Annotated in this window: 17 protein-coding genes; 7 read left to right on the top strand and 10 right to left on the bottom strand. The window is 75.4% G+C overall.

The window, feature by feature from the left end; translation table 11 throughout:
- Positions 1–44 precede the first annotated feature (44 nt).
- Complete coding sequence (locus ACFVU3_RS03280) at positions 45–578, top strand: RICIN domain-containing protein (RefSeq protein WP_390063212.1); 534 nt, start codon at positions 45–47, stop codon at positions 576–578.
- Positions 579–687: 109 nt separating this feature from the next.
- Here ACFVU3_RS03280 and ACFVU3_RS03275 read toward each other — a convergent pair whose 3' ends face one another.
- From ACFVU3_RS03275 to ACFVU3_RS03265, 3 genes are read right to left on the bottom strand one after another with little or no spacing between them, the layout of a single operon-like run.
- Entirely contained in the window at positions 688–1437 is a 750-nt protein-coding gene (locus tag ACFVU3_RS03275) for an ABC transporter permease (protein WP_390063211.1), read from the bottom strand.
- Positions 1434–2927: a hypothetical protein gene (locus ACFVU3_RS03270; protein WP_390063209.1), complete on the bottom strand. Its 1494-nt coding sequence runs from the start codon at positions 2925–2927 to the stop codon at positions 1434–1436. The genes ACFVU3_RS03275 and ACFVU3_RS03270 overlap by 4 nt, the downstream gene beginning before the upstream one ends.
- Positions 2924–3856, bottom strand: a complete 933-nt coding sequence (locus tag ACFVU3_RS03265) for an ATP-binding cassette domain-containing protein (RefSeq protein WP_390063654.1) — start codon at positions 3854–3856, stop codon at positions 2924–2926. Before ACFVU3_RS03265 ends, ACFVU3_RS03270 begins: the two co-directional genes overlap by 4 nt.
- 168 nt (positions 3857–4024) lie before the next feature.
- Between ACFVU3_RS03265 and ACFVU3_RS03260 the strand changes: the two genes are divergently transcribed.
- The 4 genes from ACFVU3_RS03260 to ACFVU3_RS03245 all read left to right on the top strand — a co-directional run bounded on the left by ACFVU3_RS03260 (position 4025) and on the right by ACFVU3_RS03245 (position 7332).
- Complete coding sequence (locus ACFVU3_RS03260; protein WP_390063208.1) at positions 4025–5194, top strand: sensor histidine kinase; 1170 nt, start codon at positions 4025–4027, stop codon at positions 5192–5194.
- On the top strand, positions 5191–5934 hold the full coding sequence (locus ACFVU3_RS03255; protein ID WP_390063207.1) for a response regulator transcription factor: 744 nt from the start codon (positions 5191–5193) through the stop codon (positions 5932–5934). The genes ACFVU3_RS03260 and ACFVU3_RS03255 overlap by 4 nt, the downstream gene beginning before the upstream one ends.
- A 207-nt stretch (positions 5935–6141) precedes the next feature.
- Entirely contained in the window at positions 6142–6657 is a 516-nt protein-coding gene (locus ACFVU3_RS03250) for a SigE family RNA polymerase sigma factor (protein ID WP_390063205.1), read from the top strand.
- A 3-nt stretch (positions 6658–6660) separates the two neighbouring features.
- Positions 6661–7332 carry a hypothetical protein gene (locus ACFVU3_RS03245; protein WP_390063204.1) on the top strand — a complete coding sequence of 224 codons (672 nt, stop codon included), beginning with the start codon at positions 6661–6663 and terminating at the stop codon, positions 7330–7332.
- 85 nt (positions 7333–7417) lie between these two features.
- Here ACFVU3_RS03245 and ACFVU3_RS03240 read toward each other — a convergent pair whose 3' ends face one another.
- On the bottom strand, positions 7418–7873 hold the full coding sequence (locus tag ACFVU3_RS03240) for a hypothetical protein (protein WP_390063202.1): 456 nt from the start codon (positions 7871–7873) through the stop codon (positions 7418–7420).
- 112 nt (positions 7874–7985) lie between these two features.
- Here ACFVU3_RS03240 and ACFVU3_RS03235 point away from each other — a divergent pair, with 112 nt between their 5' ends.
- On the top strand, positions 7986–8711 hold the full coding sequence (locus tag ACFVU3_RS03235) for a hypothetical protein (protein WP_390063200.1): 726 nt from the start codon (positions 7986–7988) through the stop codon (positions 8709–8711).
- Positions 8712–8867: 156 nt separating this feature from the next.
- Here ACFVU3_RS03235 and ACFVU3_RS03230 read toward each other — a convergent pair whose 3' ends face one another.
- The 5 genes from ACFVU3_RS03230 to ACFVU3_RS03210 all read right to left on the bottom strand — a co-directional run bounded on the left by ACFVU3_RS03230 (position 8868) and on the right by ACFVU3_RS03210 (position 11502).
- Positions 8868–9056 (bottom strand): CsbD family protein, encoded by a 189-nt coding sequence (locus ACFVU3_RS03230; protein WP_390063199.1) that lies wholly within the window; start codon positions 9054–9056, stop codon positions 8868–8870.
- A 16-nt stretch (positions 9057–9072) separates the two neighbouring features.
- On the bottom strand, positions 9073–9648 hold the full coding sequence (locus tag ACFVU3_RS03225; RefSeq protein WP_390063197.1) for a DJ-1/PfpI/YhbO family deglycase/protease: 576 nt from the start codon (positions 9646–9648) through the stop codon (positions 9073–9075).
- Between the two features lie 251 nt (positions 9649–9899).
- On the bottom strand, positions 9900–10433 hold the full coding sequence (locus tag ACFVU3_RS03220) for a hypothetical protein (protein WP_390063195.1): 534 nt from the start codon (positions 10431–10433) through the stop codon (positions 9900–9902).
- The gene (locus ACFVU3_RS03215) at positions 10430–10747 is read right to left on the bottom strand and encodes a hypothetical protein (protein WP_390063194.1); all 318 of its coding nucleotides are present in this window, start codon (positions 10745–10747) and stop codon (positions 10430–10432) included. The genes ACFVU3_RS03220 and ACFVU3_RS03215 overlap by 4 nt, the downstream gene beginning before the upstream one ends.
- A gap of 65 nt (positions 10748–10812) precedes the next feature.
- On the bottom strand, positions 10813–11502 hold the full coding sequence (locus ACFVU3_RS03210; RefSeq protein WP_390063193.1) for a DJ-1/PfpI family protein: 690 nt from the start codon (positions 11500–11502) through the stop codon (positions 10813–10815).
- Between the two features lie 216 nt (positions 11503–11718).
- Between ACFVU3_RS03210 and ACFVU3_RS03205 the strand changes: the two genes are divergently transcribed.
- Positions 11719–12657: a GlxA family transcriptional regulator gene (locus ACFVU3_RS03205; RefSeq protein WP_390063192.1), complete on the top strand. Its 939-nt coding sequence runs from the start codon at positions 11719–11721 to the stop codon at positions 12655–12657.
- A 97-nt stretch (positions 12658–12754) separates the two neighbouring features.
- On the opposite strand, the gene ACFVU3_RS03200 is transcribed toward ACFVU3_RS03205, so the two are convergent.
- Positions 12755–13600 carry a GntR family transcriptional regulator gene (locus ACFVU3_RS03200; RefSeq protein WP_390063190.1) on the bottom strand — a complete coding sequence of 282 codons (846 nt, stop codon included), beginning with the start codon at positions 13598–13600 and terminating at the stop codon, positions 12755–12757.
- Between the last annotated feature and the right edge of the window lie 44 nt (positions 13601–13644).

The raw sequence follows: 13644 nt of genomic DNA, 5'->3' as shown, positions 1-13644 counted from the left end.
GTCCTGCCCGCGACTCGACGGGGGATCCAGTGAAGCGTTTCATCATGCGCACGACGTGCGCGCTCGGGCTGCTGATCGGCAGCCTGACGGCGACGAGCGCGCCCGCCGGCGCGGCTCCCGCCACCGACATGACCACCGTCACCAACGTGGCCGGCGGCACCTGTCTGGAGATGCCCGGGTGGACCGGCACGTGGGGTGCCCAGGCGACGGTGTGGGGCTGCAACGGCGGCGACAACCAGAACTGGGTGTTCAACAGCGTCGGCGGCGGCTTCTTCCGGATCGTCAACCGCTCCTCCGGCCTGTGCCTGGAGCTCCCCGGACTGCCGCCGTCCACCGCCGACGGCACGGCGGTCAAGCAGTGGCCCTGCAACAACGGCCGCAACCAGCTCTGGTGGTTCGATCACTGGCGCAACGTCGACGGCAAGGCCACGGCCGAACTCAAGAGCGCCTACACCGGGTGCCTGGAGATCAACGGCTGGCAGTCCGGCACGTGGGGCACCGGCGCGCAGCTGTGGAGCTGCAACGGCGGCGACAACCAGCGCTGGGCCTTCGCGTACGACTTCATCTACAGCCGCTGACGAGCGCCCCGGCCCGGGCATCGCCCCCGGCCTGGACGTCGCCCCCGGCCCGGGCGATGCGTCCGGGCCGGGGCAGCGGCCACCGGGACAGGAGACCGCGGCGAACCGCCTACGCGTCCCGTCGTCGCAGCACCACCCCGCCCAGCAGCACCCCGGCCGCCGCCCACAGGGCCAGGACGCCCAGGCCCGTCCACGGGCCGAGGGGCAGCCGGGCCGTGTCGGCCGTCACCTGGATCGTGAGACCCGCGGGCATGGGACCGACGCGGGCCAGCTGACGCTGGAGCCAGGGATCGGTCACGACGTGGCTGAGCAGCGGAAAGAGGTACAGCAGCGTTAGCACCGCACCCGAGGCGACCGCGCTGTCGCGGACGGCGAAGGCGAGGCCGAGCGCCAGCAGGGCGACGAGGACCAGGTACAGCACGGAGCCGAAGGCCGCCCGCAGCGCCGGCCCGTCCGTCAGGGCGGGGGACCCCGGCAGCAGCAGCCGGCCGGCCAGCAGCGACCCCGCCACGGCGACGGCCCCCGCCACCGCGACGACCGCGCCCAGGACCACGGCCTTGGCGGCGAGCACGGTCGTCCGCGCGGGGACGGCGGCCAGCGTCAGCTGGATCATGCGCGTGCCGTACTCGCCGCCCGTGACCAGCACCGCCAGGACCACGGCCACGGCCTGGCCGGCCGCCACACCGCCGAGCGCGAGCCGCGCCGGATCGCCGACGGGCGGCCGTACCGTGCTCGACGTCGCCGCCCCCACGGCCACCGTGACGGCCACGAGCGCGACGAGCAGCCACCGGAAGCCCGACTCCGTCCTGAGCTTCGTCCACTCCGCGCGGCACGCGCGCCGCAGCGCCCGCGCGTTCACGCGGACCTCCGGCGCAGGACCAGGGAGGCCGCGCCCAGGGCGAGGACCGCCCACGCGGCGAGGACCGCGAGACCACCCCAGGGCGGGAGCGGGAAGTATCCCGTGGCCGGGGCGTAGACGGTCAGGACGTGGTCGTGGCGCGGGAGGGTCTGCTGGACGGCGAAGCCGGCCGCCGGCGTGAGGCGGAGCAGCCACTCGGCCGGCCCGCCGGGCAGCATGCCGCCGAGGGCCAGCAGATACGGCAGGACGGTGGCGGCGACGAGGGCGGTGATCGCCGTCGCGCTGCGGCGCAGCAGGAAGCCGAGCGACAGCGCGAGCACCGCCGTCGCGGCCAGCAGCAGGCCGGTGCCGAGGACGGCGCGCAGCTGCTCGGACGCGGGCACGGTCAGCACCGTGAAGTGCGCGGAGGCGGCGCGTGCCGCGCCGAGCGGCAGGCTCAGGGCGGCCGCCCCGGCGCCCACCGCGAACGCGACCGCCGCGACGACCGCGGCCTTCGCGCCCAGCACCCGGCCGCGCCGGGGAGTCGCCGCGAAGGTCAGGCCGAGCAGCCCGCGCCGGTATTCGCCGGTGGCGAACTGGACCGCGACCACGCCGACCACGAGCAGGCCGACGAAGGTGCCGACGAGGAAGGTCTCCACGGTGAACGCGGGCCCCAGCGCCGGGCCGCCGACGACCGGCGCGATGTCGCCCGCCCCGGTGACGACGAAGCCGTCGCCGCTCGCGCGGTGCCCGGCGGAGGTCCCGGGGACGTAGCTGCCGGAGGTGCCCGCACCGTCCCCGACGCGGGTGTGCGTCCAGGCGCCCTGCCACGCACCGGTGACCGAGGGCCGCCCGAAGGTGCCCGTCGCCGTGGCCGGGGAGGAGCCGCCGCCTCCCGTGGTGTCCAGGGCGGCGGGCGCGGTGACGAACAGCCCGGCCCGGACGGTTCCGCCGGGGACCGACGCGCTGCCGATCGCCCGCCAGGTGACCCCGTCCGCCGAGTCGTAGCCGGTGACCGTCGTCCCGGCCCGGACCAGCCGCAGCCACTGCGGCGCCGTCGCCGAGGGCAGGCCGGTGAGGTGCCCGGCGCGGTCGTGGACGAAGTCGTCCTGCATCCGGACGCCGTGCCCACCCGTCGACGTGACCGCCGCGTACGAAGACCCCTGGCGCAGGCTCGACTTGACGACGATCCCGGCCTTGGCCCACGGCGTGACGCCGGACGTGGTGCGGCCGGGGCCGCCGTCCGGGTCGGTGAGCACCCCCGTCAGGGCGGTGACGGGCACGGTCAGCGTGCCGTCGCCCGTCAGCGTGCGATGGACGAAGGAGAAGCTGTCGTTGACGGCCACCCCGCCGGGCCCGGTCGGCAGCGGGTCGGCATCGCCCTGGTACGCGTTGGACGAGACCGTGCCGACCAGCAGGAACAGGACGGAGGCGAGCGCCGCTGCCGCGCAGCCCAGCCACCATCCGCGTACGGTGCGGAACTTGGTCCATTCGGCGTGCAGCGCCCTCATCGGCCGGTCTCCTCGGTGTCGAGGCCCCGGTACTGCACGGCGTCCCGGGTGAGTGCGAGATACGCCTCCTCCAGGGTGGCCCGGTGCGAGGCGAGTTCGGCGAACGGCACCCTCTCCTCCGTGAGCCGGGCGACGATCGCCTCCCCGGGCAGGCCGGTGACGGCCAGGGTGTCCGGGCCGGCCGCCCGTACGACGGCCCCGGCACGCTCCAGCACCGCCGCGGCCGCCGGCGGCGCGGACGTGCGGAGGGTCACCCGCCCGGCCGCGACGCCGGCCAGCAGCTCGCGCACGCCCGTGTCGGCGACCACCCGGCCCCGTCCGACGACGACGAGATGATCGGCGACGCCCTCCAGCTCGCTCATCAGATGGCTGGAGACCAGCACCGCCCGCCCCTCGGCCGCCAGCGAGGTGAGCAGCGCCCGGATCCACCGGATGCCCTCCGGGTCCAGACCGTTGAACGGCTCGTCGAGCATCAGGGCGGGCGGGTCGCCGAGCAGCGCCGCCGCGATCCCCAGCCGCTGCCGCATGCCCAGCGAGAAGCCGCCCGCCCGGCGCCGTGCCGCGTCCGCCAGCCCGACCCGGGCGAGGACGCGGCCGACCCGGCCGGCGGACAGCCCCTGGGTGTGGGCGAGCCAGAGGAGATGGTCGTGCGCCGTACGGCTCGGCTGGAGCGCCCCGGCGTCCAGCAGCGAACCCAGGCGGCACAGCGGCTCCGCGAGGCTCCGGTACGGGCGTCCGCCGACCAGCGCCCGGCCCGCGTCGGGCGTGTCCAGACCCAGCACCACCCGCATCGTCGTCGACTTGCCCGCTCCGTTCGGCCCGACGAACCCGGTCACCCGGCCCGGCCTCACCTCGAAGCTCATCCCGTCCAGCGCCCGCGTCGCGCCGAAGCGCTTGTGCAGGCCCTCGACCTCGATCCCGACCTCCATCGGCCACCTCTCCGCTCGGTTCGTGTCCACGGCCCGATGCTGCGCGCGGCCGCGTGACACGGGCGGAACGGCGGCTGTCACGCCGCTGTTAGGTCCGCTCGCCTAGGGTCGGAACGGACGGCGGGCCCCGCCCGGGGCCGGGCCGGGACAGCGGTGGAAGGAGTGCCGGTGGTGGACGAGGCAGTGCCACGCGTACGGCGCCGGCGCAGCGTGCGGTGGCGGTTCACGAGCCTGTACGCCGGGCTGTTCCTGGCCTCCGGCGTCGTGATGCTGGCCGTCGTCACCGCCTTCGCGGGCGGCACCGTGGACGTGGCACCGGGCCCCGGCGGCGGCTCCGCGATCGAGGGCGCGCCGGCTGCCGCGCTGGAGCGGATCGCGAGCCTGGAGCACCAGCTCGCGTCCGCGCGGTCGCAGCAGACGCGGCAGCTGCTGCTCGGCTCCGCCGTCGGCCTGGTGGTCATGGGCGGGCTGTCGCTGCTGCTCGGCTGGTACGCGGCCGGCCGGGTCCTGCGCCCGCTGCGCGCGATGACCACGGCGACCCGCCGGATCTCCGCCGACAACCTGCACGAGCGGCTCGCCGTCGACGGCCCGCACGACGAGCTGCGCGACCTCGGCGACACCATCGACGGACTCCTCGCCCGCCTGGAGGGCTCCTTCGCCGCCCAGCGGCGCTTCGTCGCCGACGCCTCGCACGAGCTGCGCACCCCGCTGGCGACCCTGCGCGCGGCGGTGGACGTCACCCTCGCCAAACCGGGCCCGCTGCCGGAACGGACCGCCGTCCTCGCCGGGCGCGTGCGCGCCGGGCTCGACCAGATCGACACGCTGCTCGACGGCCTGCTGACTCTGGCCCGGGCCCAGCACGAGCTGCCCGATCCGGAGGCCGTACCCCTGGGCCGGCTCGCCGCCGACGCCCTGGCCGCGCGAGGGCTCCCCGCCGCGCGGACGCTGGACGACGGGGCCCCGGAAGCGCGCGTGCGCGGGAACCGCACGCTCCTGCGCAGGCTGGTGGAGAACCTCGTCGACAACGCCGTCGTCCACAACGAACCCGACGGATGGGTGAGCGTCCGCGTCCACGCCGACGCGTCGGCGGTCGAACTCGTCGTGGAGAACGGCGGCAAGGTACTGACCGACGATCAGACGGCCGTGCTGACACGCCCGTTCCGGCGGGGCGGGCCCGGCCGGACGGGCGGGAACGGGTCCGGACTGGGGCTCGCCATCGTCGCCGCCGTCACCGAGGCCCACGACGGCCGGCTCGACCTGCACCCGCGCGAGGGCGGCGGACTGCGCGTCGTCGTCACCCTGCCGCGGACGCCCGCCCCGGCGGGGGAGCCGGCATGAGGGTGCTCGTGGTGGAGGACGCCCGCCCGCTCGCGGACCTCGTGGCCGAGGGTCTGCGCGACCAGGGCATGGCCGTGGACCTCGCGTACGACGGGCTGGAGGCGGCCGCCAAGCTCGACGTGAACGGCTACGCGGTCTACGACGTCGTCGTCCTGGACCGGGACCTGCCCGGCCTGCACGGGGACACCCTCTGCCGGATGATCACCGAACGCGAGGACCGGGACGCCCAGGGCGCAGGAAGGGACGGGTCCCCCGGCGGGAGGGGCGGCGGTCCGGTGGCGGCGCGCCCGATGGTGCTCATGCTGACGGCCGCCGACTCCCCGGCCGACCGGGTCGACGGCCTCACCCTGGGGGCCGACGACTACCTGGTCAAGCCCTTCCACTTCCCCGAACTCGTCCTGAGGATCCGCGGCCTGGCTCGCCGCCGCCCCCACGCGACGACGCGCCTGCTGCGCGCCGCGGGCATCGAACTCGACCCGGTACGCCGCACGGTGACCCGGGACGGACGCCGGCTCGACCTCTCGGTCAAGGAGTTCGAGACCCTCGCCGCCCTGCTCCGCGCCACCCCCGGCTTCCTCAGCGCGGAGGCCCTTCTCGACCAGGTCTGGGACGAACACGCCGACCCGTTCACCAACACCGTCGCCGTCACCATCGGCCGCCTGCGCCGCAAGCTCGGCGGCCCCCCGGTCATCACCACCGTCCCCACGGTCGGCTACCGCATCGAGGACGCGGCCGGCTGACAGGACGCCGCGCCACGCCAGGCCCTCGGGGGCCGGGGAGAGCCGTCACCGGCCGTGGACGGCGGTGATCCTGGAGAGGCGCCCCCGGAGGAGTACCGCGCCCGGCGCCCGCGCCACGTCCCCTCCCGCCGACGGAACCTCCCGGGCAGGCCCGGTCCTCTGTCAGGGAGAAGGGCCCGAGCGGCGGGCCGGCGAGGAGTGGAATCGATGCGCAACGGGAGGGACGAGGCGTTCACGGCCTTCATGGGGGCGCGCTACCCCTCGATCCTGAGGACCGCGCGGCTCCTGACGGGGGGCGGGACCCAGGCCGAGGACCTCGCCCAGGAGGCGCTGCTGCGCACCTATCGCGCGTGGCACCGGATCGGGCGGCTGGAGGCGGCGGAGGCGTACACGCGCACCACGATGGTCCGGCTGCTGATCAAGGACCGGCGGCGGAAGTGGCACGCGGAGATCCCGGCCGAGCGGCTTCCGGACGTCGCCCTGCCGGGCCACGAGGACGAGACGGCGACCGGCCTGGCCGTGCGCGCGGTCCTCCTGACGCTCCCGCCGGCGCAACGGGCGGTGCTCGTCCTGCGCTACTACCACCAGCTCGGCGAGGAGGAGATCGCCGGCGCGCTGGGCTGCTCGCGCGGCACCGTGAAGAGCCGTGCGGCGCGTGCGCTGGCCGCCCTGCGGGAGCGGGGCGTCCTGGCAGCCGTCTCCCACGACAGCGAGAGGAGCTAGACGTTGACCGAGCAGCGGCAGACGGAGGACGAGCGGATCCGGTGGTTGCTCGCCGCCGCCGCGGAAGCGCCGGGCGGCGGTCCGGCCGTACCGGGCGCCGACTTCACCGCCCACGCCCGGCGGGGCCTGGTCCGCCGGCGCGTGGCGGCCGCGGCGGGCGCCGCCGCGGTGGCGTTCGCGGTGACCGTGGGCGCCGTGTCCGTGCTCAGGGGTGCGGCAGGCGAGGGCGAGGCGTACCCGGTGGCCTCGGCACCGTGTCTGCGGAGCACCGTCGAGATCCTCAGGGCGGGCGGGAAGGACGGCTTCGGCCTCGTGCACGGGCAACTGCGGGCGGACGGTCTGGACATGGACATGGACGACGGCGTCACCGCGGGCTCCGTCTTCCGCTTCGACGTCGAAGGGGCCCTCACGCGCGACGGCGGCGTCCCCTCCTCCGGCCCCGTCCTCACCTGGTACCCGGTCTCCGAGTCGCAGCTGCCCCGCCCGGGCCGCTACGTCCTCCTGCTCGCGGAGGCGGAGCGTCCCGCGCCCGACGGAAGGCGTCTCTTCGACTACCGGCCGGAGGACGCGCTGCCGGTCCGCCCGGACGGGCAGGTGGTCCTGCCCTGCGCGGACGGAGGCAAGGGCACGGTGGAGCTGGACCGCCTCCGTGCGGCGGTGGCCGCGGACGGGTAGCCCCGGAGGGTGCGGGGACACCCGTCCTCCCGAAGGGCCTGGGCACGGGGAACGCCGGGCGACCGTCGCCGTGCCGGGACCCGCCTCACGCGGACTCGCCGGTGAGGCACCCGTGACAGAGGCACCGGTCCGGGTGCGGACTGCCCGGCGCGGTCTCGGCGCGGTAGCGGCGCGCGTACTCCTCCAGCGTCCTGGAGAGGCCCGCCGTGATCTCCGCGTCGAGTCCGCCCTTCCGTCCCGACGCGCGCAGTCGCTCCAGGGCGCGCGGGGTGTGGACGAGCTGCGGCCGGAACCCGTGGAGGTGGCGCGTCGCCGTGTCGATGACGATCCACCGGCCGGTGTGCCGCTCCCGTCCGAGCACCGTGAGGCGATGGCCGCCCGGTCCCCAGTACGTGTCGAGGACGTACACCTTCGCCCCGCCCTTGAAGAACTTCGTCCCGGGACGAAGCTCCTGGCCGCCAGTGCCGCACCGGCGCCAGGCCACGACGTTCGCCGCCACCAGCCAGGCGGGCTCCAGCCGCACGTCCTCGGCCCCGTCCACGCGCCCCACCCCGAGCCCCCTCGATGAACGCCCCACCGGTCTGAGAACGGCCATCGTACGGCGGCGCCGCCCCCGGCGGCGGCGTCGGGCCGCCGGAGGGTTCAATGGCGGCATGGTGGCGTGGGAGCGGATGCGTGACTGCTGGTTCGAGTGCGACCGTGTTCCGGTCCTCCTGGAGCGGGTCGAGCGCGACGACGCCGCGGACGCGTGGGACGAGCTGGGATGGCGGCTCGTCCTCGAACACGACCTGGTGTCCCCGGCGAGTTTCGCCGCCCTGCCCCGCCTGGTACGCCTCGCGCCGCGCAGCGCGCGGGCGCGCGCCCTGGCGGGAAAGATCCTCGGACGGGCGGCGGGACACCACGGCTGTGACGACCTCTTCGCGGAACACGCCGGAGCCGTCGCGGAGTTCAGGGAGTTCCTGGACCGGCACCTGCGCTCCCGGCCGGCCGACTATCTCGTGTCCTTCCGGGCCCTGCTCGCCGCCGAGGGGGAGTACCACTGGGCGGCGGTCCTGGACGACTTCACGGACGACTTCTTTCCGCTGGACTGCCCCGGCTGCGGCGCGCGGGTCACGATCGCGATCGGGGACCACGGACGGTACTCCGAGGTCCCGGGCATGGACCCGGACGACGCGGGCCGACGGGGTCTGAGGCCGGCGGTCCCGGAGGATCTCGTGCGGACCGGGCGCCGGATGCACGAGGCGGCGGTCCGCGACGGGCAGGCGGCACTCGCCGACGGAATCCTCGCGCTCTTCGGCCAGGCGGAATGCCCCGCCTGCGCCGCTGTCTTCAGCGTCTCGGACGAGTACGGCGCCGGCCATCGTCCGGTCATGGGGTAGCCGCGCCGGCACCGAAGGCGGCGGGCGGTGGCGGGCCTCCGCTCCCGGCCCGGTGGCCGGGTCGCCCACCCGCGCACGGCGCGGTCGGGCGACCCGGCGCACGGGCATCGGCTCGGACCGGGCGCGGAGATCGGACCGTGGTGCCGGAGGGGGCGGCTAGGAGGTGCGGCGCCGCATCGCCTCGCGGGACTTCTCGGCCGCTTCCTCGACCTTCTCACCGGCCTCGCGCACCTTGCTCTCCGCCAGATCGGCCTTGCCTTCCGCCTCCATCCGGCGGTCGCCCGTGGCCTTGCCCAGGGTCTCCTTGAGCTTGCCCTTGCCCTTCTGCATGCCGCTCTTGCTCATGGTGTGTCCTTTCTCGTCACGCGGGGTTCCCGCCGTCGAGGGCGCGGACGATCGCCGCCGCGAAGGCGTCGAGGTCGCGCGGCCTGCGGGAGGTGATGAGGGGGTGGCCTCCGGAGGTGTCGACGACGACCTCCCGGTCCCGCCAGGTTCCGCCGGCGTTCTCCAGGTCGGGGCGGAGCGAGGGGTACGAGGTCAGCTCGCGGCCTTTGGCGAGCCCGCTGTCGACGAGCAGCCACGGCCCGTGACAGATGGCGGCCACCGGCTTGCCGGCCTCGGCGAAGGCCGCGACGAGACGACGCGCGTCGGCGTCGGCCCGCAGGGCGTCGGCGTTGAGGGTGCCGCCCGGCACGATCACGGCGTCGTACCCGTCCGCCGTCGTCCTCGCGAGCGTCGTGTCCGGGGTGACGTCGGCGCCGGGGCGGCGGTCGGAGACGAGGGTCCGGACGGGCGCGTCCTTCCGCGCGGCCACGGTGACGCGGGCCCCGTTCTCCCGCAGGACGGCCACGGGTCTGCGCAACTCGTCCTGCTCGGTCCCGTAATTGGTCGTGAGGACGAGGACGTTCCGTCCGTCGAGTTTCCCGCCGTTCGGCACGACGCGCTCCTCTCCGATGACGCGGCCCCCACCACTCCTGCGCCTCACCGCGCACGGCCGTCTCAAACGTCCCCCCGGTGCCGGCCGTGGTGTCCGGGCGGAAAGGGACACGCGGTCGCCGTCACGGCGGCGGGCCGCCGCCGTGACGGCCGGGACGACTCCGGCCGGGACGACTCCGGCCGGGACGACTCCGGCCGGGACCGCGGCTGGGGCAGCGGCCGGGGCCGCCCCCCCCAGGGGCGTGGTACCGGTCACGCCCCCGTCGTCGAGCCCGGGCGGACGATCATCAGGACGGTGACCGTGGCCCACAGCAGGTTGAAGACGCCGGTGAGCATGGCGAGTCGGGCCGGTGCCGCGGAGGGGTGGACCGCCCCGGCGAGTGCGCGGTCCTGCGCGGGCAGGATGAGCAGCGCCAGTACGCCGGCGGCCGCCGCGGTCAGCGCGATCGAGGTGATCAGCCAGACATCGCCGAGGACGCCCAGGCTGTTGGCGGTCGCGAGACCGAAGACCGGGACCGTGACGCCGAGGACCGCGTAGACCCGGCAGATGCGGTGGAGGGTCCGCAGGGTGACCCGGGCGTCGCCGTCGCCGGAGCCACCGGCGGGACCCGGGGTTTCCGAGCCACCGGCGGGACCCGGGCCCTCGGCGCGACCCGGGCCGCTGGTGTCACCCGCCCGGCCGAGGGCGCGGCGCAGCGTCGGGGGGAACATGCTCGCGGCGACGGTGACCGGTCCCACGGTGACGAGGGCGGCCAGGACGTGCAGGGACAGGAGGAGCTTGGTCATGCCCGGCGCTCCGGGGTGCGGGCGCGCTCGCCGGTGACCTTCGAGGCCGGCAGACGGCCCGCCCTGGAGGTGCCCCGGAGGGTGTCGCCGTCGACCGTCACGTCGAAGACCAGGTTCAGCCGCAGGGGCCTGGTGACCGCCTGCCGCCAGGTGAGCCGGTCGCCGTCGAGGACGACGGCGTCGAGCGGTACCTCCTCGCCGGCCCCGCGGGCGACACCGGTGAGGCCGGTGGCCCGTTCGCGGAGTTCGACCACGGCTTCCATCCGGCCGAGGGGAGTGGCGAGGGACAGGTTCCAGATGCCTTCTGCGGACATGGCGATGTTCTTCCTGACGGTGGGAGAGGGACGGGGTGGATGACCGGCCGGGAGCGGAAGGCCGCTCAGAAGGGGGTGGGGACCGGTCCGCGGGCCCGCCAGACGGTGCCGCGCCGTTCGTGGGCGAAGAGGTCCTCGACGGCGTGGGCGACGCGGGGGCCCAGTTCGCGCTCCAGCAGGTACAGGCCGAGGTCGAGCGCGGAGGTGACGCCGGCGCCGGTGACCAGGTCGCCGTCGTCCACGACACGGGCACGGATCGCGCGGGCGCCGGTGGCGTCGAGCAGGTCGAGCCCGAGGTGGTGGGTGGTGGCGTGGCGTCCCTCCAGGAGGCCGGCCATCGCCAGGACGAGCGAGCCGCCGCACACGGCGGCGACGGTGACGTCCGGGTCGTCCATCGCCCTTTTGAGCAGGGCGGGGAGGCCGGTGGTCAGCGTCCGTCCCAGCAGGACCGGGAGGGGCGCGTCCCGGTCCCGCGCACCGGCCCCCGCCACCTCGTCCGGGATCTCGCCCGGGTCGCCGACGCGTCCGGCGGCGCCGGGGACGAGGACCAGGTCCGCGCGGTCCGGGTCGAGGGCGGCGGTGGCGCGCAGGGCCGTCCCGCCGATGCCGCCGGTCACCTCGCGGGGGCCTTCCGCGGAGACCAGCTCCACGGTGACCGCGCCGTCCGAGGCCATGCCGCCGGCGTGCAGCACTTCGTAGGGGGCGATGACGTCGAGCGGATCGAAGCCGTCGAACAGGACGATCTGAGCGTGCATGGACGTTCCTTCGGGGGCGGTCGGGGGCGGTCTGGGGCGGTCTCCCTCGGACGCCTCGAAGTCAACCGGCCGGCGGCAGGACCGCCCAGTGGCCGGAGTGACAGGTATCGACGGAAAAATGCCAGACCCTTCCGTACGGCACGGACCTGCGGGAATCGCGAGTGGGGCGGGCGTCGGCCGGGACGGTTCCGGTCGGCGGCGGGGTAGGTTCTGGCCATGCATACCGTCGCCGTACTCGCGCTGGACCAGGTGATCCCCTTCGACCTGGCCACCCCGATCGAGGTCTTCTCGCGGACGCGGCTGCCCGACGGGAGGCCCGGCTATCAGGTGCGGGTGTGCGGGGAGAGCGACGAGGTCGACGCCGGGGCGTTCGCCCTGCGCGCCCCCTGGGGGCTGGAGGGTCTCCAGGGCGCGGACACGGTCGTCGTGCCGGGCGTCGCCGACCCCACGGCCCCGCTCGCGCCCGCCGTACGCGACGCCCTGCGCTCGGCCGCCGCCGACGGCACGCGGATCGCCTCCGTCTGCGCCGGCACCTTCCCCCTGGCCGCCACCGGGCTCCTGGACGGGCTGCGCGTCACGACCCACTGGCGCGCGGCCGGACTGCTCGCCGCACTGCATCCGGGCGTCGAGGTCGACCCGGACGTCCTCTACGTCGACAACGGCCAGTTCCTCACGTCGGCCGGCGCGGCCGCGGGCCTCGACCTGTGCCTGCACATGATCCGCCGCGACTACGGCTCCGCGGTCGCCGCCGACGCGGCCCGCCTGTCGGTGATGCCCCTCGAACGGGAGGGCGGCCAGGCGCAGTTCATCGTCCACGACCACACGCCGACGCCGCAGGGCTCCGAGCTGGAGGCGCTGCTCGACTGGCTGCGGGAGAACCTGGCCCGCGAGCTCACCCTCGCCGACATCGCCGAGCGGGCCGGGACCAGCACCCGCACCCTGATCCGGCGCTTCCGCGACCAGACCGGCACCACCCCGCTCCAGTGGCTGCACCGCGCGCGCATCCGCCAGGCGCAGCACCTCCTGGAGACCACGGAGCACTCCGTCGAGCGCATCGGCGGTCAGGTCGGCTTCGGCTCGCCCACCGCATTCCGTGACCGTTTCAAGCGCACCACCGGCGTGAGCCCCCGGACCTACCGCCGCACCTTCGGCTGAGCCGGAGCCGGAGCCGGAGCCGGAGCCGGAGCCGACGCCCACGCCTGAACCGGGGTCCGTGACCGATCGGTCCGGACGGCGGGAGCGCCGCCCCGGCTCAGAGGTTCTGCTGGACGACGCCGCGGGTGGAGAACGGCACCGGGTCGCCCCCGGTGAAGTCGCCCGGGGGGATGCCGGGGTGGTGGCCCTCCGCCGTCGCCGGCTGCTCGTCGTGGGCGCTGAGGGTGAGGCGCGAGACGATGCGGTAGCGGTCGCCGCGGTAGAGGGAGTGCACGTACTCGACCGCGCGGCCGCGGTCGTCCGTCGTGAGCCGCTCGAAGAGGAGGGCCGGGGAGAGTTCCGGTACGTCGAGCAGGTCGGCCTCGGCGCGGGTGACGACGGTGGGCTCGATGGACTGGACGGCCTCGCTGACCTGGACGCCGTGCCGGTCGCGGAGGTGCTCGTAGAGGTCGCCCTGTTCGAGCTCCTCACTGGTCAGGCCGGGGACGAGATCGGCCCGGACGTGCAGGTGCTCGATGGCCATGGGGGAGCCGTCGACGAGGCGGAGGCGGGCGACGTAGAGGATCTCGGCGGCGGGCGAGACGCGGAGCTTGCGGCTGACGCGGGCGCCAGCCGGGAGGGTGCTGAACTCCAGCAGCCTGCTGGTCCACACCCCGCCGGCCTGCGGGAGGCTGAAGGAGCTCCGGTCGGAGATCAGCTCCTGGGTGATCTTCTCCGCCGCCACGAACATGCCCCGGCCGTGCTCGCGGACCAGCAGGCCCGCGACGACCAGTTCGTCGACCGCGGCGCGCAGGGTGGGGCGCGAGACGCCGAGGTCGGCGCAGAGGGTGCGTTCGGACGGGATGGCGTCGCCGGGACACCGCGCCTCGATGAGTTCGAGGATCGCGTCACGGACCCGCTCGCGCTTGAGCATCGCGCCGGAGGCTGCCGCGTCGATCTCCATACCGGGCTCTCGTTCGTCGTCGGGAAGGGTGCGTCGGAACAGTG

The sequence above is a fragment of the Streptomyces sp. NPDC058052 genome, from assembly GCF_042885515.1.
Lineage (GTDB): Bacteria > Actinomycetota > Actinomycetes > Streptomycetales > Streptomycetaceae > Streptomyces.
Note: the sequence above shows the minus strand (reverse complement) of the source record. Positions and strands in the feature narration are given on the sequence as shown.

Bases quoted from the DNA above. Each gene is read 5' to 3' on its own strand.
- ACFVU3_RS03280 (WP_390063212.1), top strand. From the start codon at position 45: ATGCGCACGACGTGCGCGCTCGGGCTGCTGATCGGCAGCCTGACGGCG.
- ACFVU3_RS03270 (WP_390063209.1), bottom strand. From the start codon at position 2,927: ATGAGGGCGCTGCACGCCGAATGGACCAAGTTCCGCACCGTACGCGGA.
- ACFVU3_RS03265 (WP_390063654.1), bottom strand. From the start codon at position 3,856: ATGGAGGTCGGGATCGAGGTCGAGGGCCTGCACAAGCGCTTCGGCGCG.
- ACFVU3_RS03255 (WP_390063207.1), top strand. From the start codon at position 5,191: ATGAGGGTGCTCGTGGTGGAGGACGCCCGCCCGCTCGCGGACCTCGTG.
- ACFVU3_RS03250 (WP_390063205.1), top strand. From the start codon at position 6,142: ATGCGCAACGGGAGGGACGAGGCGTTCACGGCCTTCATGGGGGCGCGC.
- ACFVU3_RS03235 (WP_390063200.1), top strand. From the start codon at position 7,986: ATGGTGGCGTGGGAGCGGATGCGTGACTGCTGGTTCGAGTGCGACCGT.
- ACFVU3_RS03230 (WP_390063199.1), bottom strand. From the start codon at position 9,056: ATGAGCAAGAGCGGCATGCAGAAGGGCAAGGGCAAGCTCAAGGAGACC.
- ACFVU3_RS03220 (WP_390063195.1), bottom strand. From the start codon at position 10,433: ATGACCAAGCTCCTCCTGTCCCTGCACGTCCTGGCCGCCCTCGTCACC.
- ACFVU3_RS03215 (WP_390063194.1), bottom strand. From the start codon at position 10,747: ATGTCCGCAGAAGGCATCTGGAACCTGTCCCTCGCCACTCCCCTCGGC.
- ACFVU3_RS03210 (WP_390063193.1), bottom strand. From the start codon at position 11,502: ATGCACGCTCAGATCGTCCTGTTCGACGGCTTCGATCCGCTCGACGTC.
- ACFVU3_RS03205 (WP_390063192.1), top strand. From the start codon at position 11,719: ATGCATACCGTCGCCGTACTCGCGCTGGACCAGGTGATCCCCTTCGAC.
- ACFVU3_RS03200 (WP_390063190.1), bottom strand. From the start codon at position 13,600: ATGGAGATCGACGCGGCAGCCTCCGGCGCGATGCTCAAGCGCGAGCGG.